The following is a 19,841-nucleotide window of genomic DNA, read 5'->3' as shown; positions in this document are numbered from 1 at the left end:
GATGAACGTACCAGGCGTTAACTGGCTGAGTGGAAGTCTTATAGACTTCAATTAGGGTGGCACCACGGGAATATAAGCTCTCGTCCCTTGTATTATTACAAGGGATCGAGGGCTTTTTTTATTTACATAAATTAGTTTCATTAAAGGAGGAAATCAACTTGACCATTCAAATACCAAGAGGTACACAGGATATTTTGCCTGGAGATGTGGAAAAGTGGCAGTACGTAGAGGAAGTGGCGAAAAATTTATGTCATGCCTATCAATATAAAGAAATCCGCACGCCGATTTTTGAATCAAGTGAATTGTTTACAAGAGGCGTCGGGGATACGACGGACATCGTCCAAAAGGAAATGTATATGTTCGAAGACAGGGGAGGAAGAAGCCTGGCGCTTCGCCCTGAAGGAACGGCATCCGTCGTAAGATCCTTTGTCGGGAATAAGATGTTCGGAAATCCAAGTCAGCCGGTGAAGCTTTACTATTCAGGACCCATGTTCCGATACGAACGCCCTCAGGCTGGCCGCTACCGCCAGTTCGTTCAATTTGGTGTAGAAGCACTGGGAAGCCAGGATCCCGCAATCGATGCAGAAGTACTTTCCCTGGCAATGGGTATTTACAAAGAATTAGGATTGAAACAGTTAAAGCTGGTCATCAACAGCCTCGGGGATACCGGAAGCAGAAATGCCCACAGAGAAGCACTGATCAATCACTTTAAGCCAAGAATCAATGAATTCTGCGGAGACTGTCAAAACAGGCTTGAGAAAAATCCTTTACGGATTCTGGATTGTAAGAAGGATCGTGACCACGAATTGATGTCTACTGCGCCATCAATACTTGAGTATTTAAATGATGAGTCCAGGGAGTACTTTGAAAAAGTTCAGCATTACCTGAAAGACATGGATGTAGAATTCGAAGTGGATCCAACTCTTGTAAGAGGCCTGGATTATTACAACCACACGGCTTTTGAAATCATGAGTAATGCTGAAGGTTTCGGAGCGATTACGACGCTTTGCGGAGGCGGGCGCTATAACGGTCTTGTGGAAGAGATAGGCGGCCCTGAAACACCTGGGATCGGCTTTGCATTCAGTATTGAGAGACTGCTATCCGCTCTGGATGCTGAAGGAGTGGAACTGCCGATCAACGAAGGAATAGACCTCTTTATCGTCTCTCTTGGTGATGAGGCCAAGGATTATGCAGTGAAACTTCTTCACACTGTGAGAAGAGAAGGTATTTCTTCTGAGAAAGATTATCTTGACCGGAAGCTTAAAGCCCAGTTCAAAGCAGCTGACCGCCATCAGGCAAAGTATGTCGCGGTCATCGGGGACGACGAACTGAAGGAAAACAAGATTAATTTAAAAGATATGACGACTGGAGAACAAGAAGAAGTAAACCTGGAACAGTTTGTCGATATCATTAAAGGAAAATTATCCTAATATAAGAAAGATGGAGAAATTCATCAAGGAGGAGAACAAGATGACAAAAAGAACAGCTTACTGCGGTGAAATAACAGAAGCATTCATCGGTGAAAAAGTGACCATCAAGGGATGGGTCCAAAAGAGAAGAGATCTTGGCGGTTTGATTTTTATCGATCTCAGAGACAGAGAAGGAATCGTTCAGGCTGTATTCAATCCAGATCTATCGGAAGAAGCACTGGCACTTGCTGAGAGGATCCGAAATGAATATGTGTTAAGTATCTCCGGTACGGTAGTGGAAAGAGCGGAAGGGACGGTCAATCCTAATTTAAAGACCGGTAAAGTCGAAATCCAGGTGGATAAGGTGGAAATCATAAATGAAGCGAAAACACCTCCATTCATGATCGATGACCAAATGGAAGTATCGGAAGATGTCCGTTTAAAATACCGTTACATCGACCTCAGGCGCTCTACTATGGCCGATACCTTTAAGATGCGTCACAACGTAACGACATCCTTCCGTACATTCTTAAACGATAACGGCTTCCTGGATGTTGAAACACCGATTCTGACAAAAAGTACTCCAGAAGGCGCACGTGATTATTTAGTGCCAAGCCGTGTACATCCTGGAGAGTTCTATGCGCTGCCTCAATCACCGCAGATTTTCAAACAATTGCTAATGGTTTCGGGATTTGACCGCTATTATCAAATTGCCCGCTGTTTCCGTGATGAGGATCTCCGTGCAGACCGCCAGCCGGAATTCACTCAGATCGACATGGAAATGAGCTTCATGGACAAAGAGGAAATCATGGCGCTTGTTGAAGACATGATGAAGAAACTTATGATCGATGCAAAAGGTTTAACGGTTGAAACACCATTCCCACGAATGACTTATGATGATGCCATGAGCAGATATGGTTCGGATAAACCTGACACGCGATTCGCAATGGAACTGATTGATGTATCGGAAGTTGTGAAGGATTCAGGTTTCAAAGTCTTCTCTGGTGCCGTCGGTTCCGGTGGTCAAGTAAAGCTGATCAATGTAAAAGGAGCAGCATCCAAATACTCCCGTAAAGACATTGATGCATTGACTGAATTCGTTTCCCGCTATGGTGCGAAAGGCCTTGCGTGGCTGAAAGTAGAAGAAGAAGGCTTGAAAGGTCCGATTTCAAAATTTGTGACAGAGGAAGATGCTTCGCACATTACTGCTGCTTCTGATGCCGAAGCAGGGGATCTCCTTCTATTCGTAGCAGATAAAAAATCAGTTGTAGCGGACGCATTGGGAGCTCTCCGTATGAAATTAGGAAAAGAACTCAAATTGATTGATGAGAGTAAGTTTAATTTCCTTTGGGTGACAGATTGGCCGCTTCTTGAGTTCGATGAAGAAGAGAATCGTTATTATGCAGCTCACCATCCGTTTACAATGCCTGCAAGGGAAGATATCGAAAAGTTCGATTCGAATCCTGCAGAAGTACGTGCTGAAGCATATGACCTTGTTCTGAATGGCTACGAACTTGGCGGGGGATCGCTTCGTATATATGAACGCGACATTCAAGAAAAAATGTTCAAGGTTCTCGGATTCTCCAAAGAAGAAGCAGAAGCGCAATTCGGCTTCTTATTGGAAGCATTCGAATATGGTACACCTCCGCATGGCGGAATCGCTTTGGGATTGGATCGTTTGGTTATGCTTCTTGCAGGACGTACAAATTTACGCGATACAATCGCCTTCCCTAAGACAGCAAGTGCAAGCTGCTTGTTGACGGAAGCACCAGGCGGAGTCAGTGAAGCTCAATTAAAGGAGTTATCTTTGTCACTTGACATTGAGAATGAGTAAAATTTCCTAAGGGCAGTTCATTGAAAATTCAAAAATCTTATGATATGATTTAAACAATCACAAACGAGTCCTGATGTGTACGACGTTAACCCTGATAGTTTTGACCGAACAACTAAAACTTCGGGAGCTTGTCGTTTCTGTTACGCGTTCATGCCTCAACAAGGACTAACAACTAGCAGAGCAAAGCACCCACCTGCCGAGAGCGGGTTCAAAACGAAGGAATCGCAGCGACGGCACGATTGGGACTTGTTTACTCCAATTAATTGAATCATATTTGAAATAACCAGGCTGAAATATGCCTGGTTTTTTATGTGTAAAATTGAAAGAATGGTAATAAAGAGTTTTACAGCGGTATAGTAAGGATAGAAGAGATACTAAAAAGTGTATTTTACATTCAAGCTGACTCCAGCGGTTGATTGGAGTGCAAGACGAAGACTCCTATCAGAAAAGCGGAAGGGCTTTGCTCAGAGACGTGTGGCATAAGACGAATCGGCCGTGAAGGCGTTCTTTGCCTTCTTGGTCGGTTTGGCTTATGACATGTGTCTCTAAGCCCTGTAGCTGGACAGTTAATCCCACGGGAATCTGTCTGGAGGCTCACGGGTCACCCGCGGAAAGCGAAGTCTTGCACGGAAATCAAAAGCGGCAACAGGAGTCAAAGCGCAGAAAAGATTTCAAGTTGATTTTCCCCCCGCTATCCTTTATTCTAATTCAGTATAAACCTAGTCGAATACTTATAATGGAGTTGATCGAATGCTACACCAGTTTTCCAGAAATGAATTAGCGATCGGAAAGGAAGGACTCGATATCCTCAAGAACAGCACCGTTGCCGTTCTCGGAATCGGCGGAGTGGGCTCCTTTGCAGCAGAGGCATTGGCGCGTTCCGGTGTCGGCCGCCTCGTATTGGTGGATAAAGACGATGTCGATATCACAAATGTAAACCGTCAGATCCATGCGCTCCTTTCCACTGTAGGAAAGCCGAAAGCTGATCTTATGCGCGACCGCATTAAAGATATTAACCCTGAATGTGAAGTCATCTCATTGAAGATGTTCTATACAGAAGAAACATATGAAGAGTTCTTCAGCCATGGTTTGGACTTTGTGATCGATTCTTCCGATACGATCGTATACAAAATCCATCTTATGAAAGAATGCCTGAAAAGGGATATCCCATTGATCTCAAGTATGGGTGCGGCAAATAAAACAGATCCGACCCGCTTCCAGATTGCCGATATCAGTAAAACGCATACGGATCCGATTGCGAAAGTCGTCCGTACTCGTTTGAAGAAAGAAGGAATCAAAAAAGGCGTGCCTGTCGTATTTTCGGATGAAAGTCCGATTGTCATCCGTGAAGACGTACGAAAGGAAGTCGGGAAAGACGATGCCAAGATCAGGAAGGCACAGATGCCTCCGTCTTCCAATGCATTTGTCCCATCCGTGGCAGGATTGATCCAGGCAAGCTATGCAGTGAATCAGCTATTAAAAGATATCGAAATCAAACGAGTGAAAGATAAATGATTTAAGGAAGGCCCGTCTTGATTATAAAGACGGGCCTTTCTTTATTAAGAGTGTCAATGGATGACGGGTCCTGAAGGAGCTTCTGCAAAATTTTCCGCTTCTTTGAGGATGGAAAGGAGCTGCCGCAGCTTCTCTTGTTTTTTTAGTAGTCTATCAAATCTTCCCTTCAATTCTTTTTGAACCTGCAGAAGTTCATCTTTTTCTTTCTGCAGCCGTTTCTTTTCTTCGGATACAGTACCTGGCTCCTGCATGCTTAGAAGGAAATGAATGCAATCCTCTAGAGTCAGGGGGGCATCATTTGAAGCAGTTTCCCGCCTTTTCCTGATGGCGTAGTAGTGATGGGAACAAGTAGCCGTACTGCGGTTTATTTTTGCTGAGACTTCTTTGAATGCTGCTTTCTTTGAAAGTCCCTGCTCCGAGTATGAATGGACCGTATCAAATAACAGTTTCTCTTCGTAATCGGTCCACCCTTTTCTTGAAGAATTCATCCGATCCCTCCCTGTGTGAGTTCTTTTTTATAGCTTTACACATTGTTCAAAATAAATGAACCCATTTTATGTAAAAAGGATTGACTTCAAAATGTGTCATAGTGTACTATCTAACTAGAACACTAAAACACTTTAGGGAGAGTCGCATATGAGCGCATTTAGAGGACTTCTTTGGAAGGATTTTAAAACATCGAAAATTTGGTTTTACGGCTGGATCGCCATTATCTTATTCATTTACGTATTGGGGCTGATACTCGGCAGGGTGACAGGTGAACCCACTGTTGTGGTTGTATTTGTCATCATGCTCGGGATCTTCCACCTGGCAGCCATGCCGGTCATCATTTTTTCCATGCTAAGGGTGGAAGGGAAGACGCAGTTGTGGCTTCACAGTCCGCAAAGCGGATTCAAACTAATCGCCCCGAAATTGATCATTGCCTTCATTTACTCAACCTTGTCATTCTTATTGGTTGATATCCTGGGAGTCATCGGCCTTTCTTCCCTTCCGGATGATGCGAACTTTTTTGCGTATTGGCCGATTAAGGAAGGGATCATATTCAATCTTGGAATTACAGCTGCAGCAATTAATTTTTCCATTTGGGTTTTCTTCTTTTGGACGTTTTATCACGCATTGGGGAAATTTCCTGCCATCAAAAACATCAGATGGCTGTTCATACTCGGGTTCATCATCATCTATCAGAGCATTACCGCAATGATGATGAGTTTTGGATGGGTTCAGGATCTATTTGATGCCTGGACGATCGATGTACCCGCAGGTTTTGCTTTTACTGTTGGCCAGGGAAATGCCGACGCAGGGTTTTACAGCGAAATCATCCCTTTCCCCATCCTTCCCTTCGCATTTGAAGGGCTTGTCATGATTACTTTGTTCATCACTTCCTGCTGGTTATTAGACCGTAAAGTCGAGGTGTAAGGAATGACAGAAGAATACACAGCATCAAAGCCGATATACGTGCAAATAGCAGACCGCATCATCCGGGGAATCGTCAGGAAAGAATTGCAGCCTGGAGATAAGCTGCCATCCGTCAGGGAGATGGCCATTCAATCGGGTGTTAATCCGAATACCATTCAAAGAACGTACAGTGAACTAGAAAGGATGGACATTGTGGAGACGAGGAGAGGACAGGGAACATTTGTGACAGAAAACGAAGAGGTCTTATCAGTGTTGAATGAGAAGGTCCAAAAGGAAGTGGTGGAGCAATTCATCCACAACATGAAAGAACTCGGCCTGTCGAAACAGCAAATGATCGAAAGCCTTGAAAAGTATGGGAAGGGGGAATAGAAGTGATCCGGTTTCAAGAGGTGACAAAGAAATACGGTCATGGGACGGCACTTGAAAACACCACGATTCAGTTTAAGAAAGGGAAAATTTACGGATTGCTGGGTCCTAACGGCAGTGGTAAATCAACCACTCTGAAGATGATAGCCGGTCTCGTTATTCCAAGCAGCGGAACCGTGACCGTGAACGAAGAGGCAGTAACCAGGAAAATAGCGGATAAAGTGGCTTATTTAACAGAGCTGGATATGTTCTACGAAGCTTTCACTGTTGATGGGATGATTTCATTCTATGCTTCGCAGTTCCCCGACTTTGACAGGAAAAAAGCATATGAGCTGTCTGAGTTCATGGATTTGGATAAAAACAAAAAAATTAAACATTTATCAAAGGGAAATCGTGGAAGATTGAAACTTATCCTGACCTTGTCACGTAATACAGAGGTGCTTCTCTTGGATGAACCGTTTTCGGGCCTTGATCCGATGGTCAGGGATTCGATTGTGAAGAGTCTGATTTCATATATCGACTTTGGCAGGCAGACGGTCATCATCGCCACGCATGAGATTGATGAAATCGAGGGGATCTTGGATGAAGCCTATATCATCCACAATGGCAGGATCGAAGGTCATTGCGAAGTGGAAAAGCTGAGGGAAGAAGAAGGATTATCAGTGCTTCAATGGTTGAAGAAAAAGACGGCTGGAGGGAGTAGAGAAGAATGAATACGATTGTGAAGTTACAAAACGTATCAAAAGTCATTAGAGGAAAAAAGATCATAGATGACCTTTCTTTTGATGTGTATGAGGGAGAAGTATTCGGATTCCTGGGACCGAATGGAGCAGGGAAAACAACGACAATCAGAATGATCGTCGGACTGATGAGCATATCCCAGGGGGATGTACTGATCTCGGGGAAAAGCATCAAGAAAGACTTTGAGGGGGCGATTGCTTCAGTGGGAGCGATCGTCGAGAATCCTGAGCTTTATAAATTCATGTCCGGATATAAAAATCTCCAGCATTTCGCACGGATGCAAAAAGGGATAACGGAAGAACGAATCAAGGAAGTGGTCGAACTGGTTGGCTTGACCGATCGGATTAACGATAAAGTCAAGACATATTCCCTTGGTATGAGACAGCGTCTGGGACTCGCCCAGTGCCTGCTGCATAAACCGAAGATCCTAATTCTTGACGAGCCGACAAATGGCTTGGATCCAGCCGGTATCCGTGAAATTCGTGCCTACATACGAAAGCTGGCTCAAGAGGAAGGCATGGCTGTCATCGTATCCAGTCATCTTCTCTCCGAAATGGAGATGATGTGTGACCGCATCGGGATTATTCAAAAAGGGAAGCTTGTCGATGTTCAAACTGTCCGTGATTTTGTGGGCGGGACGGAGCTCGTCTATCAATTTGAAGTGAATGATGAAGAAAAGGCCCGTGCTGTGATGAACAGCTTCAATCCTTCCCTTGTATTCGAAGTGAAGAATAACAAGCTGCAAACGGGAATTACAAAAGAACAGGTCCCACAGCTGGTTAAAGCATTCGTGGACAACGATGTGGAAATATTCAGTGTCATGCAGGTGGCGAAGTCATTAGAGGACAGATTCCTCGAAATCACGGATGAGAAGGGAGAGGTCTTGCATGCTTAGTCTGATTAAAAACGAATGGATGAAAATATTTAAGCGGGTCGGCACTTGGGTCATGCTCGGTATATTAATCCTGATAATAGGGGTGGTCGGTGCATTCACAAAATATGAAGATTCAAAAGTGAAAGAAACCGATAATTGGAAGCAGGAGCTCTCCATGCAGGTCGAAGGTGAGAAAAAAGCACTTTCCGAAGGTGGTATAGACAGATACAATAAAGGTTTGATGGAAGAAAGGGTAGCCCTCAATGAGTACAGGATTGAAAACGATATTGCACCAAATTCGAAAGAAACGGTATGGACTTTTGTAGAAACGAATGGCTTTGCCGTGACGCTCGTTGGGTTGTTTGCGATCATCGTGGCAGCAGGTATCGTGGCAAGTGAATTTTCATGGGGGACGATCAAGCTGTTGTTGATCCGTCCGATTTCCAGGACGAAGATATTACTTTCAAAATATATCACTGTCATCCTGTACGGAGTGACACTGCTTGGGATTCTTTTCGCTGTCTCCTTCCTTGTAGGCTTGATTCTATTCGGCGGCACCGGTCAATCTGTTCATCTGGCTTATATTGATGGTGAAGTGGTCGAGCAGAATATGATTGGATACCTGATCAAAACCTACTTATTGAAGTCGATCGATGTGACGATGATGGCCACGATGGCTTTCATGATTTCCACGGTTTTCAGAAGTTCTTCCCTTGCTATCGGCTTATCCTTATTCTTGTTATTTATGGGAGCGAACGCCACAGGATTGCTTGCCATGAAGTTTGATTGGGCAAAATACAGCCTGTTCGCGAACACTGATCTGACTCAGTATACAGGTTTCAGTCAACCGCTTGTAGAAGGGATGACGATGGGCTTCTCGATCACAATGCTGATCATATACTTTGCCATCTTCCAGCTTCTTGCATTCTTTGTATTCAAAAAGCGGGATGTAGCTGCTTAAAAGCGGGGAATACTCTGGCAATGTTAACAACGCATATGCACAACCATAAAAAAGGACGGCCTCTCTGCAGACCGTCCTTTTTTATGAATACTTATATAGTTCTGAGAAATCAAGTCTCGTAGTCTGGTTTAATTGAAAGGCTGATCTTGTAGCATTCATCCTTCGTAACGTATTCAGCGCTTCAATCATTTTACTATGTGTAACAATCCCGATCCCATGTCCGAAGTATTGGTTGTACTCCAGGAAAACAGCATTCTCTCCCATCCAAATCGGGTCTTCATAATCAGGGTTGGAGAAGTAATAAACATCACCCGGTATATTGTCTATACCTTCATACGTAACCATATGCATCGCATCGTTAAAGTTATGTCCCCAGATGAGCATGGGGGAATAGAGGCGGTCAAAATATTCAGGACGAATACTATCAAGGATGGATTTATAATAGATCAGGACGATGGCTGTCACACATTCAAAACTGTACAGATAAGAATTTTCAAATATATCCCGTATCGCAGCAGACGGCCGCCTTCCTGCCTGTAATCTATATCCGTTGATCGTTTTAATCCAGTAATATGGATTGAATGAAGAATCGGGAAACGTAGCGAACATCGCGGCACTGCTGTTCATCAATCTGCTGTTTATGATGATTCTTTCTCTTACTTTTAATTCAAACGCAAGTTCTTTCAGGTTGGTATATTGATAGCGGATTTTGCTTTTTTCAATTGCATTCAGGATCATGGATTCTACAGGTGACAACCCTTTTAAGTTGTTGATGGCAGAGCCGTCTTTCAGTATGATCATTGGCAAGACCTCCGCGGACTTTTTTATCAGTGTATGTGATGGTTGCCCGATGGGGAACTTTTTTGAATGGGCAGAAGGTATGGAGGGTGATGTTAACGCTGATATGTGAGCACTATTGCCGCTTACTGCGTTTATGCGTGCAAAAAGGGCCCTTCCTCATAATGAGGCCGGGCCCAAAGATTCTATTTCATTTGTTTATTAATCTTTTCATAAACGCTTGCAATGGCCTGTTCAAATTTCCCGGTCGATTTAGGGGTGTAGTACCTGGCATTTTTTAAACGTTCTGGCAGATAGGTTTGAGGTACCCATCCTGAGTCGTAGTCGTGCGGATATTTGTACTCTATCCCTCGGCCTAATTCACTTGCCCCTTTGTAATGGGCATCTTTCAAGTGATCGGGAACTTCTCCGCTTTTTCCTTTTCGTATATCACCAAGCGCTCCATCAATTGCGATAATGGCTGAATTCGATTTAGGTGACAGGCAGAGTTCGATGATGGCATTGGCCAATGGAATCCGTGCTTCTGGGAATCCGATTTTTTTGGCTGTTTCAACTGCCGCCAGCGTTCTGGAGCCTGCTGCGGGGTTAGCAAGGCCGATGTCTTCATAAGCAATGACTAACAATCTACGTGCGATGCTCGGTAAATCACCTGCTTCTACAAGCCTTCCTAAATAATGGAGTGCAGCATTCACATCACTGCCCCGTATCGATTTCTGGAATGCGCTCAATACGTCATAATGGGCATCGCCGTCTTTATCATGAGAAAAGCTTTTCTTTTGGAGGCATTCCTCTGCTATGCCGACATCGATGTGAATCGTACCATCCGAATCGGCGGATGTGGATAGGACGGCCAGCTCCAGTGCATTCAACGAGCTTCTGACATCCCCGAAGCTGCTGCTCGCAAAGTGTTCGACTGCGTCATCCGAGATGTTGAGGGAGTAGTCGCCCAGTCCGCGTTCCTTGTCTTCAATTGCTCTGTATATAGCTATTTTCATTTCTTCAGTGGTAAGCGGCTTCAACTCGAAGATCTGGCATCTGCTTCTGATCGCCGGGTTAATTGCGTGATAGGGGTTGCTCGTAGTCGCGCCGATCAAGGTAATCATCCCATTTTCTAAATAAGGAAGCAGGAAATCCTGCTTTCCTTTATCAAGACGATGAACTTCATCAAGCAGCAGAATCACTTTCCCGGACATCTTGGCTTCTTCGGCCACGATTTGTATATCTTTTTTATTATTTGTGACTGCGTTCAAGGTTTTGAATCTATATTTGGTACTGCCGGCAATGGCACTTGCAATTGAAGTTTTTCCGATTCCGGGAGGACCATATAAAATCATGGAAGAAAGCTGTTTGGCTTTTACCATCCGGTCTATGATTTTTCCTTCTCCCACTAAATGCTGCTGACCGATGATTTCATCAATTGTTTTCGGCCTCATTTTAAAGGCAAGTGGTTTAATAGACATATCATATCTCTCCAAACTGGTGTTCTTAAGGTACCTTTAACTTTATCACAGGGCCTGTTTATTAGGAAATGATTCCGCCTGAAGCCCCAGTGAATGATCCATTTCACCACACCTGAACGAATATGCTATAATGACTAAGGTTAATACTGATAAAAACTGATAAACACCGCTGTTGATTTCCGTGGAAGACTTCGCTTTCCGCGGGTGACCCGTGAGCCTCCTCGGCAAGCCTGCGGGGTCTCACGTTGGCCACTTCTCCCGCAGGAGTCTGCGTCTTCCACTCCAATCAACAGCTGGAACAAGTTAAACATATTAGCAAGCTTTGAATTTGATAGAGCTGAGTTGAAATAAAACTCATATTCTAATACGATGCATTGACTTATTAAATGAAAAATTTGCATTACTAGATAATTTATATGCACAGAGTGGAGCGGAAAGGAACGGTCCACATTATATACGCAATTGCAATTACTAAATGATTTTTTAAGAGGTGCAGGAATAATGAAGATATCTACTAAAGGCCGTTATGGCTTGACGATTATGATTGAATTGGCGAAACGTCATGGGGAAGGACCGACTTCACTGAAAACAATTGCACAGCAGCATGAGCTTTCGGAACATTATCTCGAGCAGCTGGTGGCTCCGCTTCGTAACGGCGGGCTTGTGAGAAGTATCCGCGGAGCTTATGGCGGCTACGTACTTGGTCATGAGCCATCCGAGATTACAGCCGGGGATATCATCCGGATTCTCGAGGGGCCGATCAGTCCCGTTGAAGGAATTGAGAATGAAGAGCCTGCCAAGCGGGAATTATGGATCCGAATCCGTGATGCGGTCAAAGATGTATTGGATAATACAACAATTGAAGATTTAGCCAGTCATTCTGATGATGGTGAATCAGATGCATATATGTTTTATATCTAGGAGGTGTCCTCAGGGATGGAAAGAGTGTACATGGATCATGCCGCTACATCGCCTATGAATACTGAAGTAATAGAAGAAATGTCATCTGTCATGAAAGAGACATACGGAAATCCTTCGAGCATTCATTCTTTTGGACGTTCGGCCCGTCACCTGGTGGATCAGGCCCGCACGAAGATTGCTCACAGTTTGAAGGCGGATTACAATGATATCATTTTTACAAGCGGTGGAACGGAAGCAGATAATTTAGCGATAATCGGTACTGCTCATGCAAACAAGTCAAAAGGGAAACATATCATTACAACCCAAATCGAGCACCATGCAGTTCTTCATGCATGTAAGCATCTGGAAGAACAAGGATTCGAAGTAACATACTTACCGGTTGACAAATCTGGACGAGTATCAGTTCAGGAAGTAGAACAGGCACTGCGATCGGATACCATTTTGGTTACAATTATGTACGGGAATAATGAAGTGGGAACGATTCAGCCCATTCAAGAGATCGGACAGGCCCTGAGAGATCACAGTGCTTATTTTCACACAGATGCGGTTCAGGCATTTGGATCGATGGAGATTGACGTGAGTCAACTGGGAATCGATATGTTGTCTGTTTCCGGTCACAAAATCAATGGTCCCAAAGGGATCGGCTTCCTTTATTGCCATAAGAACGTGAATCTTCTGCCCGGCTCCTTTGGCGGTGAGCAGGAACGAAAGAGACGTGCGGGTACAGAGAATGTTCCTGCCATTGCCGGCTTGGGGAAAGCCGTGGAAGTTGTTCAGAGTTCTTTGAAAGATAAGCATGATCTGTACGAAGGGTTCAAGAGTTTATTTAGAAATGCGTTAATGGAAAAAAATGTTGAATTCGATGAGAACGGATCTCTTGAGCACGGTTTACCCCATGTGCTAAACTTAAGCTTCCCTGGAACAGATGTTGAATCGATGCTTATGAATTTAGATATGGCGGGCATTGCCGTTTCAAGCGGATCAGCCTGTACTGCAGGGTCGATCGAACCTTCACATGTATTGGTTGCCATGTTCGGAACAGACTCCGAAAGAACGAAGAATTCAATCCGATTCAGCTTCGGTCTTGGGAATACAGAAGCACAAATCGTGCAGGCTGCGGATGAAGTTGCCAAGGTGGTTAAACGACTGGTGTCTTAATCATTTTAAATATTGAAAGCAAAAGGAATAAGGAGGTGGCGTAAATGAAAAAGGACCCTAAGGATACAAGAGTGGTCGTCGGAATGTCTGGCGGAGTGGATTCATCAGTAGCCGCACTGCTATTGAAGCAGCAAGGTTATGAAGTCATTGGGATCTTCATGAAAAACTGGGATGATACAGATGAAAATGGTGTATGCACAGCGACGGAAGACTACAACGATGTCATTCGAGTATGTAATCAAATCGGTATTCCTTACTACGCTGTCAATTTTGAGAAACAATATTGGGATAAGGTATTCACCTATTTCCTTGATGAATATAAAGCTGGAAGAACACCAAATCCGGATGTTATGTGCAATAAAGAAATCAAATTCAAAGCATTCCTAGAGCATGCGATGAAACTGGGTGCCGATTATCTCGCAACCGGGCACTATGCCCAGGTCGAATACCGCGACGGGGAATATAAAATGCTCCGCGGTGTGGACAACAATAAGGATCAAACATACTTTCTCAATCAATTGGGACAGGAACAACTTGAGAAGGTCATGTTCCCGCTCGGCGGCATCGATAAGAAGAAGGTCCGGGAAATCGCTAAGGAAGCTGGTCTTGCAACTGCTGCAAAAAAAGACAGCACGGGAATCTGTTTTATCGGGGAAAGAAATTTCAAAGAATTCCTGGGCAATTACCTGCCTGCTCAGCCCGGAAATATGGAAACGATGGACGGCAAAGTCATGGGCAGGCATGAAGGCTTGATGTACCATACAATCGGCCAGCGTCACGGACTGGGCATCGGCGGAGCCGGGGATCCATGGTTCGCCATCGGTAAAGATTTGGAGCGCAATGTGTTGTATGTCGGACAGGGGTTTGAAAACCCTGCCTTGTACTCAGATTCAATTGTAGCGACAGACGTTCACTGGACTTCAAACAACGAAAAACCGGCAGAATTCAAATGCAGTGCTAAATTCCGTTACCGTCAGGCGGACAACCCGGTTACGGTCATTCCGCTTGAAGATGGCAAGGTCAAAGTGGTATTCGATGAGCCTCTTCGCGCTGTCACCCCTGGTCAGGCCGTCGTCTTCTATAATGGGGATGAATGTCTGGGCGGCGGTACCATCGATACCATTTTTAAAGACGAAAAAAAATTGACATATGTCGGCTGATAGCAGCAGGCAATGAACGAAGTATAAGGACTGTGAAGAAGCGAGTAAAACATCCCTTCCTCCAGTCCTTTCTTTACGTTCTTACCGCTCGTGAACTCTGTGTTATACTGAGAACAAATATGCGGATACAATGACTACATAATAGAGGTGCTTACAATGGATAAGAATTTAAAGGGAATCGAGTTATTACAAGAAGGAAAAATTGAAGATGCTGTCAAACTATTCACGGAAGCGATCGAAGAAAATCCAAAAGATCCTGTCGGGTACATCAACTTTGGAAATGTCCTAATGTCAGTGGGAGACAGCGATAAAGCAAAATCGTTCTTCGAAAGAGCGATCACAGTCGATGAAAATGCTGCAGCTGCCTACTATTCACTCGGAAACTTGTACTTTAATGACGGTGATTTTGATTCAGCAAAGAATCAATTTGAAAAAGCGGTTAAAAAAGGGATGGAAAATGCTGATGTGTACTTTATGCTGGGTGTCAGCCTTGTGAATCTTGAACAGCCGAAGTTTGCCATCCCTTACCTTCAGCGCAGTGTGGAGCTGAATGAAGAGGACATCGAAGCACGCTTCCAGTTAGGTTTGAGTCTTGCGCAGGCTGAAGCATACGAAGAATCAATCGAGCAGCTGTCCCGAGTTGTGCAACAGGATCCTGAACATGCGGACGCATATTATAATCTTGGTGTTGCTTATGCAGGTCATAAAGATGATGCGGATAAAGCATTGGAGTATTTTAACAAAGCAGTCGAAATTCAGCCTGACCATATGCTGGCAGGATACGGAATCAAAATGATCGAGAAATTGAAGAGCGAATAGTTAGGGGGTTCACACCTTGAACCAGCAAGATTCTATGAAGCTGTTTGGAGATGAAGAAATATATATCAAGGGCAGGCATCTTGTGACGATTTTTCATAATGAGGATAATCTCTATACCGTTGTCCGGATCAGGGTGGATGAAACGAATCATTCCTACGAAGAAAAGGAAGCGGTCGTCACCGGGCATTTCCCGCGCATTCATGAAGAAGAAACATATGTGTTTTACGGGCGCTTCCAAGAGCACCCGAAATTCGGAATGCAATTCCATGCGAAACATTTCAAAAAAGAAATACCGCAAACAACTCAAGGTGTCGTCCATTATCTTTCAAGCGATTTGTTTAAAGGGATCGGTAAGAAAACAGCGGAGAAGATTGTCGAGCATATTGGTGAAAATGCCATTTCTAAAATTCTTGAGAATCCAAGCGTATTGGATGAAGTCCCAAAGCTTCCCCCTGATAAAGCGAAAAGCATCTATGATACTTTAGCCGAGCACCAGGGGTTAGAGCGTGTGATGATCGTATTGAATGATCTGGGGTTCGGTCCACAGATCTCGATGAAGATTTATCAGGCTTATAAAGATCAGGCCCTGGAAACCATTCAGAACAATCCATACAAACTTGTAGAAGACATTGAAGGGATCGGTTTTACGAGGGCAGATGAGCTCGGTTCGAAAATCGGGATCACCGGGAGCCATCCTGACAGGATCAAGGCAGGATGTCTATATACTCTTGAACAGGTATGCGTAAAGCAAGGGCATGTGTACCTGGAAGCGGAAGAACTGATTGAGACGGTAAAGGAATTACTGGAAAAGAGTCAGCCTGAAAAAATTGAGTATACCGATATATCCAGTCAGCTGGTATCGCTCGAGGAAGAAAGCAAGGTTATCGGGGAAGGCTCCAAGGTGTATGTCCCGTCTTTATATTTCTCTGAAAAAGGGATTGTGACAAGCATCGAGAAAATAGTATCCCAAAAACAATACAAAGATCAATTCCCGCAATCTGAGTTCCTGCTTGCTTTAGGTGCCCTGGAGGACCGGCTGGGCGTTCAATATGCACCTTCGCAAAGAGAGGCCATTGAAACAGCACTGATGTCTCCGATGATGCTGCTGACAGGGGGACCCGGTACCGGTAAGACCACTGTCATAAATGGCATAGTGGAACTGTTTGCTGATCTTCATGGATGTTCCCTCGACCCAAAAGAATATAAAGATGAGCCATTCCCTGTATTATTGACGGCTCCCACAGGCAGAGCGGCTAAACGCATGACCGAATCAACAGGCCTTCCTGCAATGACCATTCACCGCTTACTTGGCTGGAACGGTCAGGAGGGCTTTCAAAGTGATGAAGAACGTGCAATAGAAGGAAAGCTCCTGATTGTCGATGAAGTGTCCATGGTCGATACTTGGCTTGCCCATCAATTGTTGAAAGCACTGCCGGATGACATCCAAGTCATCTTTGTAGGAGATGAAGACCAGCTGCCTTCAGTGGGACCGGGGCAGGTGTTAAAGGATCTGCTTCGATCCGGGGTCGTGCCTACAGTCAGACTGAAGGATATTTACCGCCAGGAAGAAGGTTCCTCCATCATAGAACTTGCTCATCATATGAAAAATGGACAGGTTCCGGCTGATTTGACGAAGCAGCAAAAGGACCGCTCCTTCTTCCCGTGCCGGACGAATCAAATTACCGATGTTGTCCAGAAAGTTGTTGAAAATGCCAAGAAAAAGGGCTATACCCCAAAAGACATACAGGTACTTGCACCGATGTACAGAGGATCAGCAGGAATTGATAACCTGAATAAATTACTGCAGGAAATCTTCAACAGCAATGATGGGACACGGAAAGAAATTTCCTTCGGGGACGTTCATTACCGCATCGGTGATAAAGTTCTGCAGCTGGTGAATCAACCAGAAAATAATGTTTTCAATGGTGATATCGGAGAAATCGTTTCGATTTTCTATGCAAAAGAAAACACTGAAAAGCAGGATATGATTATTGTTTCTTATGAAGGAAATGAAGTCACATACACGAGGCAGGATTTAACACAGATTACTCATGCTTATTGCTGTTCCATTCATAAATCACAGGGAAGTGAGTTTCCCATTGTCATTCTGCCGGTTGTGAAAAGTTATTTCCGCATGCTTCGAAGAAACCTTCTATACACCGCGATAACAAGGAGTAAACAATTTCTGATCCTCTGCGGTGAATTTGACGCATTTAAGCTGGGAGTGGAAAGAGAAGACGATTTCATGCGGAAAACCACTTTAAGTGAAAAGCTTTCCCTCCTAATGGGCGAAAGCGGCAGTGACGGGGTTCAGGATGATGATAATCTGACCATCGCAGAAGCATTGATGAGAGAAGATCCGATGATCGGCATGGAAGGAATTACCCCTTATGATTTTATGGAAGTAGAATGATCAATTTCTCAAGGTTAACAAAGAATGTACGCTGTTTCTTTGTTAACCTTTTTTTATGCTTAATGTCAACCTTATTAATTTTTAGGTTGACATTAAGTCGAGGTGAACGATATTCTTAAATAGTAAAATAACTTTGAATTTGGGGGAAGAGAGAAATGAACAGAAAACTGAGAACCATTGATTTGACTCTGGCGGGTATGTTCGTTGCACTTATGGCTGTAGGTGCAAACATCACATCATTTGTACCATTCCTCGTCATCGGCGGAGTTCCCATCACTCTCCAAACGTTTTTTGCAATTTTGGCCGGCGCCATTTTAGGGAGCCGCATCGGAGCTATTTCCATGGCTGTCTATGCTCTGGTCGGTTTAGTGGGAGTACCCGTGTTCGCACGATTCGGCGCAGGTTTTTCTACGATTATCAGCCCGACATTCGGCTTTATCATTTCGTTTATATTTACAGCTTATCTAACAGGCAAGATCGTTCAAAGGCATAAGGGAATAAAAGCTTATATCATAGCCGCATTAGTCGGAATGACAGTGAACTATATTGTAGGGACAAATTGGATGTATGCAGCTTACAAGCTTTGGGCTTCGGCTCCAGAAGGTTTGACTTACGGCCTTGTATGGTCTTGGATGGTTGTCCCGCTCCCGAAAGACATCATCTTGGCAGTGTGCGCGGGCATCATGGCTCACCGATTGGAGAAGTCAGTGCTTTCAAAGAGCACATTCAGAAATGTAAAACGCGCAGCGTAATAACATTTAGGGGGATATGATATGAATAAATCATGGAAGAGCCTGGCTGTGGATGTTCTTGGGGGGAAAGAAATCAGTGACGGAGAAGCATTATCCATCCTGCAAAGTCCTGACGAAGAACTTCTGGAGTTACTCAACGGTGCCTACCATATCAGGAAGCATTATTATGGCAATAAAGTGAAATTGAATATGATCATTAATACCAAGTCGGGTCTTTGTCCTGAAAACTGCGGGTATTGTTCACAGTCCATTGTATCGAAAGCACCGATTGAGAAATATGCGATGGTTGATAAGGATACGATCCTGAGGGGTGCTGAGAAGGCGCATCATTTAAACGTCGGGACATACTGCATCGTTGCCAGCGGCCGCGGCCCTTCAAACAGGGACGTTGATAAAGTAGTGTCTGCAGTGAAAGAAATCAAAGAAAATTACAATATGAAGGTATGTGCTTGCCTCGGGCTGTTAAAAGAAGATCAGGCACAGAAGCTGAAAGAAGCAGGCGTAGACCGCTACAATCATAATATCAATACATCTGAAAATCACCATGAGCAAATAACAACCTCCCATACATATGATGATCGTGTGAATACAGTTGAAATTGCTAAAAAGCAAGGAATTTCCCCTTGCTCCGGCATCATTGTCGGCATGAAAGAAAGCTATCAGGATGTAGTGGATATGGCTAAAAGCCTGAAAGTGCTTGATGCAGATTCAATACCGGTCAATTTTCTTCATGCAATTGATGGGACACCGCTTGAGGGAACAAATGAACTCGATCCAAGATATTGCTTGAAAGTCCTATGTCTGATGAGGTTTATCAATCCGACAAAGGAAATCAGGATCTCAGGAGGACGTGAAGTAAACCTTCGCAGTCTTCAGCCTCTAGGTCTGTACGCGGCAAATTCCATCTTCGTTGGCGACTATCTCACAACAGCCGGCCAGCAAGAAAACGCCGACCACCAAATGCTCAAAGACCTCGGCTTCGAAATCGACTACACCAATGAAATCACTGCAGAAGATTTGGTGAATCAATAAAGAATAATTGCGCAGACTATTGAAACAAAGCGATTCAAACGGGTGAAACTCAGGTTTTGCCCGTTTTTTTTGTTATCTGAGCTTCTTTATACCGTGATAGCTCTTTTAACACCGCTATTGATTTCCGTGCAAGACTTCGCTTTCCGCGGGTGACCCGTGAGCCTCCTCGGCTTCGCCTGCGGGGTCTCACATTGGCCACTTCTCCCGCAGGA

At 44.3% G+C, this 19,841-nt stretch carries 18 protein-coding genes, 1 other RNA gene and 1 other annotated feature (1 of these 20 running past the window's edge); of the genes, 16 read left to right on the top strand and 3 right to left on the bottom strand.

What is annotated here, in order from left to right; translation table 11 throughout:
* Positions 1–91, top strand: a binding site (T-box leader); it begins 138 nt to the left of the window's first position.
* Positions 92–158: 67 nt separating this feature from the next.
* The 4 genes from hisS (at position 159) to AAEO50_RS16855 (ending at position 4,758) form a co-directional block, all read left to right on the top strand.
* Positions 159–1,430, top strand: coding sequence for a histidine--tRNA ligase (hisS, locus tag AAEO50_RS16870; protein WP_341985481.1), 1,272 nt, complete (start codon positions 159–161; stop codon positions 1,428–1,430).
* 40 nt (positions 1,431–1,470) lie between these two features.
* On the top strand, positions 1,471–3,243 hold the full coding sequence (gene aspS, locus AAEO50_RS16865) for an aspartate--tRNA ligase (RefSeq protein ID WP_341985480.1): 1,773 nt from the start codon (positions 1,471–1,473) through the stop codon (positions 3,241–3,243).
* Between the two features lie 64 nt (positions 3,244–3,307).
* Positions 3,308–3,493, top strand: a non-coding RNA gene (ssrS, locus tag AAEO50_RS16860) — 6S RNA.
* A 500-nt stretch (positions 3,494–3,993) separates the two neighbouring features.
* A complete protein-coding gene (locus AAEO50_RS16855) occupies positions 3,994–4,758 on the top strand; it encodes a tRNA threonylcarbamoyladenosine dehydratase (RefSeq protein ID WP_341985479.1) in 765 nt (254 codons plus the stop codon).
* A gap of 53 nt (positions 4,759–4,811) precedes the next feature.
* Here the strand turns inward: AAEO50_RS16855 and AAEO50_RS16850 are convergent, their stop codons facing one another.
* Positions 4,812–5,246, bottom strand: a complete 435-nt coding sequence (locus AAEO50_RS16850) for a hypothetical protein (protein WP_341985478.1) — start codon at positions 5,244–5,246, stop codon at positions 4,812–4,814.
* 148 nt (positions 5,247–5,394) lie between these two features.
* On the opposite strand from AAEO50_RS16850, the gene AAEO50_RS16845 reads away from it, so the two are divergent.
* From AAEO50_RS16845 to AAEO50_RS16825, 5 genes are read left to right on the top strand one after another with little or no spacing between them, the layout of a single operon-like run.
* A complete protein-coding gene (locus AAEO50_RS16845; protein ID WP_341985477.1) occupies positions 5,395–6,174 on the top strand; it encodes a hypothetical protein in 780 nt (259 codons plus the stop codon).
* A 3-nt stretch (positions 6,175–6,177) separates the two neighbouring features.
* Positions 6,178–6,543 carry a GntR family transcriptional regulator gene (locus AAEO50_RS16840; RefSeq protein ID WP_341985475.1) on the top strand — a complete coding sequence of 122 codons (366 nt, stop codon included), beginning with the start codon at positions 6,178–6,180 and terminating at the stop codon, positions 6,541–6,543.
* A gap of 2 nt (positions 6,544–6,545) precedes the next feature.
* Positions 6,546–7,253, top strand: coding sequence for an ABC transporter ATP-binding protein (locus tag AAEO50_RS16835; protein WP_341985474.1), 708 nt, complete (start codon positions 6,546–6,548; stop codon positions 7,251–7,253).
* Positions 7,250–8,176, top strand: coding sequence for an ABC transporter ATP-binding protein (locus AAEO50_RS16830; protein ID WP_341985473.1), 927 nt, complete (start codon positions 7,250–7,252; stop codon positions 8,174–8,176). The genes AAEO50_RS16835 and AAEO50_RS16830 overlap by 4 nt, the downstream gene beginning before the upstream one ends.
* Positions 8,169–9,116, top strand: coding sequence for an ABC transporter permease (locus tag AAEO50_RS16825; protein ID WP_341985472.1), 948 nt, complete (start codon positions 8,169–8,171; stop codon positions 9,114–9,116). Before AAEO50_RS16830 ends, AAEO50_RS16825 begins: the two co-directional genes overlap by 8 nt.
* Positions 9,117–9,197: 81 nt before the next feature.
* Here the strand turns inward: AAEO50_RS16825 and AAEO50_RS16820 are convergent, their stop codons facing one another.
* Both AAEO50_RS16820 and AAEO50_RS16815 read right to left on the bottom strand, forming a co-directional pair.
* Positions 9,198–9,917, bottom strand: a complete 720-nt coding sequence (locus AAEO50_RS16820) for a protein-glutamine gamma-glutamyltransferase (RefSeq protein WP_341985471.1) — start codon at positions 9,915–9,917, stop codon at positions 9,198–9,200.
* A gap of 182 nt (positions 9,918–10,099) precedes the next feature.
* Positions 10,100–11,374, bottom strand: a complete 1,275-nt coding sequence (locus AAEO50_RS16815) for a replication-associated recombination protein A (protein WP_341985469.1) — start codon at positions 11,372–11,374, stop codon at positions 10,100–10,102.
* 501 nt (positions 11,375–11,875) lie between these two features.
* Between AAEO50_RS16815 and cymR the strand changes: the two genes are divergently transcribed.
* The 7 genes from cymR (at position 11,876) to bioB (ending at position 19,629) form a co-directional block, all read left to right on the top strand.
* Positions 11,876–12,295: a cysteine metabolism transcriptional regulator CymR gene (cymR, locus tag AAEO50_RS16810; protein WP_341985468.1), complete on the top strand. Its 420-nt coding sequence runs from the start codon at positions 11,876–11,878 to the stop codon at positions 12,293–12,295.
* 15 nt (positions 12,296–12,310) lie between these two features.
* Positions 12,311–13,453, top strand: a complete 1,143-nt coding sequence (locus AAEO50_RS16805) for a cysteine desulfurase family protein (RefSeq protein WP_341985467.1) — start codon at positions 12,311–12,313, stop codon at positions 13,451–13,453.
* 44 nt (positions 13,454–13,497) lie between these two features.
* Positions 13,498–14,613, top strand: a complete 1,116-nt coding sequence (gene mnmA / locus AAEO50_RS16800; RefSeq protein WP_341985466.1) for a tRNA 2-thiouridine(34) synthase MnmA — start codon at positions 13,498–13,500, stop codon at positions 14,611–14,613.
* Positions 14,614–14,769: 156 nt separating this feature from the next.
* The gene (locus AAEO50_RS16795; protein WP_341985465.1) at positions 14,770–15,432 is read left to right on the top strand and encodes a tetratricopeptide repeat protein; all 663 of its coding nucleotides are present in this window, start codon (positions 14,770–14,772) and stop codon (positions 15,430–15,432) included.
* Positions 15,433–15,448: 16 nt separating this feature from the next.
* Positions 15,449–17,845, top strand: a complete 2,397-nt coding sequence (gene recD2, locus AAEO50_RS16790; RefSeq protein ID WP_341985464.1) for an SF1B family DNA helicase RecD2 — start codon at positions 15,449–15,451, stop codon at positions 17,843–17,845.
* A 155-nt stretch (positions 17,846–18,000) separates the two neighbouring features.
* Positions 18,001–18,597, top strand: a complete 597-nt coding sequence (locus tag AAEO50_RS16785; RefSeq protein ID WP_341985463.1) for a biotin transporter BioY — start codon at positions 18,001–18,003, stop codon at positions 18,595–18,597.
* 21 nt (positions 18,598–18,618) lie between these two features.
* Entirely contained in the window at positions 18,619–19,629 is a 1,011-nt protein-coding gene (gene bioB, locus AAEO50_RS16780; protein ID WP_341985462.1) for a biotin synthase BioB, read from the top strand.
* The last annotated feature ends 212 nt before the right edge of the window (positions 19,630–19,841 follow it).

Source organism: Rossellomorea oryzaecorticis (genome assembly GCF_038405515.1).
GTDB lineage: Bacteria > Bacillota > Bacilli > Bacillales > Bacillaceae_B > Rossellomorea > Rossellomorea oryzaecorticis_A.
This window is presented reverse-complemented; position numbering and strand designations above follow the sequence as displayed.

Excerpts from the sequence above, each read along its gene's own strand:
- aspS (WP_341985480.1), top strand. The coding sequence starts at position 1,471 with ATGACAAAAAGAACAGCTTACTGCGGTGAAATAACAGAAGCATTCATC.
- AAEO50_RS16855 (WP_341985479.1), top strand. The coding sequence starts at position 3,994 with ATGCTACACCAGTTTTCCAGAAATGAATTAGCGATCGGAAAGGAAGGA.
- AAEO50_RS16850 (WP_341985478.1), bottom strand. The coding sequence starts at position 5,246 with ATGAATTCTTCAAGAAAAGGGTGGACCGATTACGAAGAGAAACTGTTA.
- AAEO50_RS16845 (WP_341985477.1), top strand. The coding sequence starts at position 5,395 with ATGAGCGCATTTAGAGGACTTCTTTGGAAGGATTTTAAAACATCGAAA.
- AAEO50_RS16840 (WP_341985475.1), top strand. The coding sequence starts at position 6,178 with ATGACAGAAGAATACACAGCATCAAAGCCGATATACGTGCAAATAGCA.
- AAEO50_RS16830 (WP_341985473.1), top strand. The coding sequence starts at position 7,250 with ATGAATACGATTGTGAAGTTACAAAACGTATCAAAAGTCATTAGAGGA.
- AAEO50_RS16825 (WP_341985472.1), top strand. The coding sequence starts at position 8,169 with ATGCTTAGTCTGATTAAAAACGAATGGATGAAAATATTTAAGCGGGTC.
- AAEO50_RS16820 (WP_341985471.1), bottom strand. The coding sequence starts at position 9,917 with ATGATCATACTGAAAGACGGCTCTGCCATCAACAACTTAAAAGGGTTG.
- AAEO50_RS16815 (WP_341985469.1), bottom strand. The coding sequence starts at position 11,374 with ATGTCTATTAAACCACTTGCCTTTAAAATGAGGCCGAAAACAATTGAT.
- cymR (WP_341985468.1), top strand. The coding sequence starts at position 11,876 with ATGAAGATATCTACTAAAGGCCGTTATGGCTTGACGATTATGATTGAA.
- AAEO50_RS16805 (WP_341985467.1), top strand. The coding sequence starts at position 12,311 with ATGGAAAGAGTGTACATGGATCATGCCGCTACATCGCCTATGAATACT.
- mnmA (WP_341985466.1), top strand. The coding sequence starts at position 13,498 with ATGAAAAAGGACCCTAAGGATACAAGAGTGGTCGTCGGAATGTCTGGC.
- AAEO50_RS16795 (WP_341985465.1), top strand. The coding sequence starts at position 14,770 with ATGGATAAGAATTTAAAGGGAATCGAGTTATTACAAGAAGGAAAAATT.
- AAEO50_RS16785 (WP_341985463.1), top strand. The coding sequence starts at position 18,001 with ATGAACAGAAAACTGAGAACCATTGATTTGACTCTGGCGGGTATGTTC.
- bioB (WP_341985462.1), top strand. The coding sequence starts at position 18,619 with ATGAATAAATCATGGAAGAGCCTGGCTGTGGATGTTCTTGGGGGGAAA.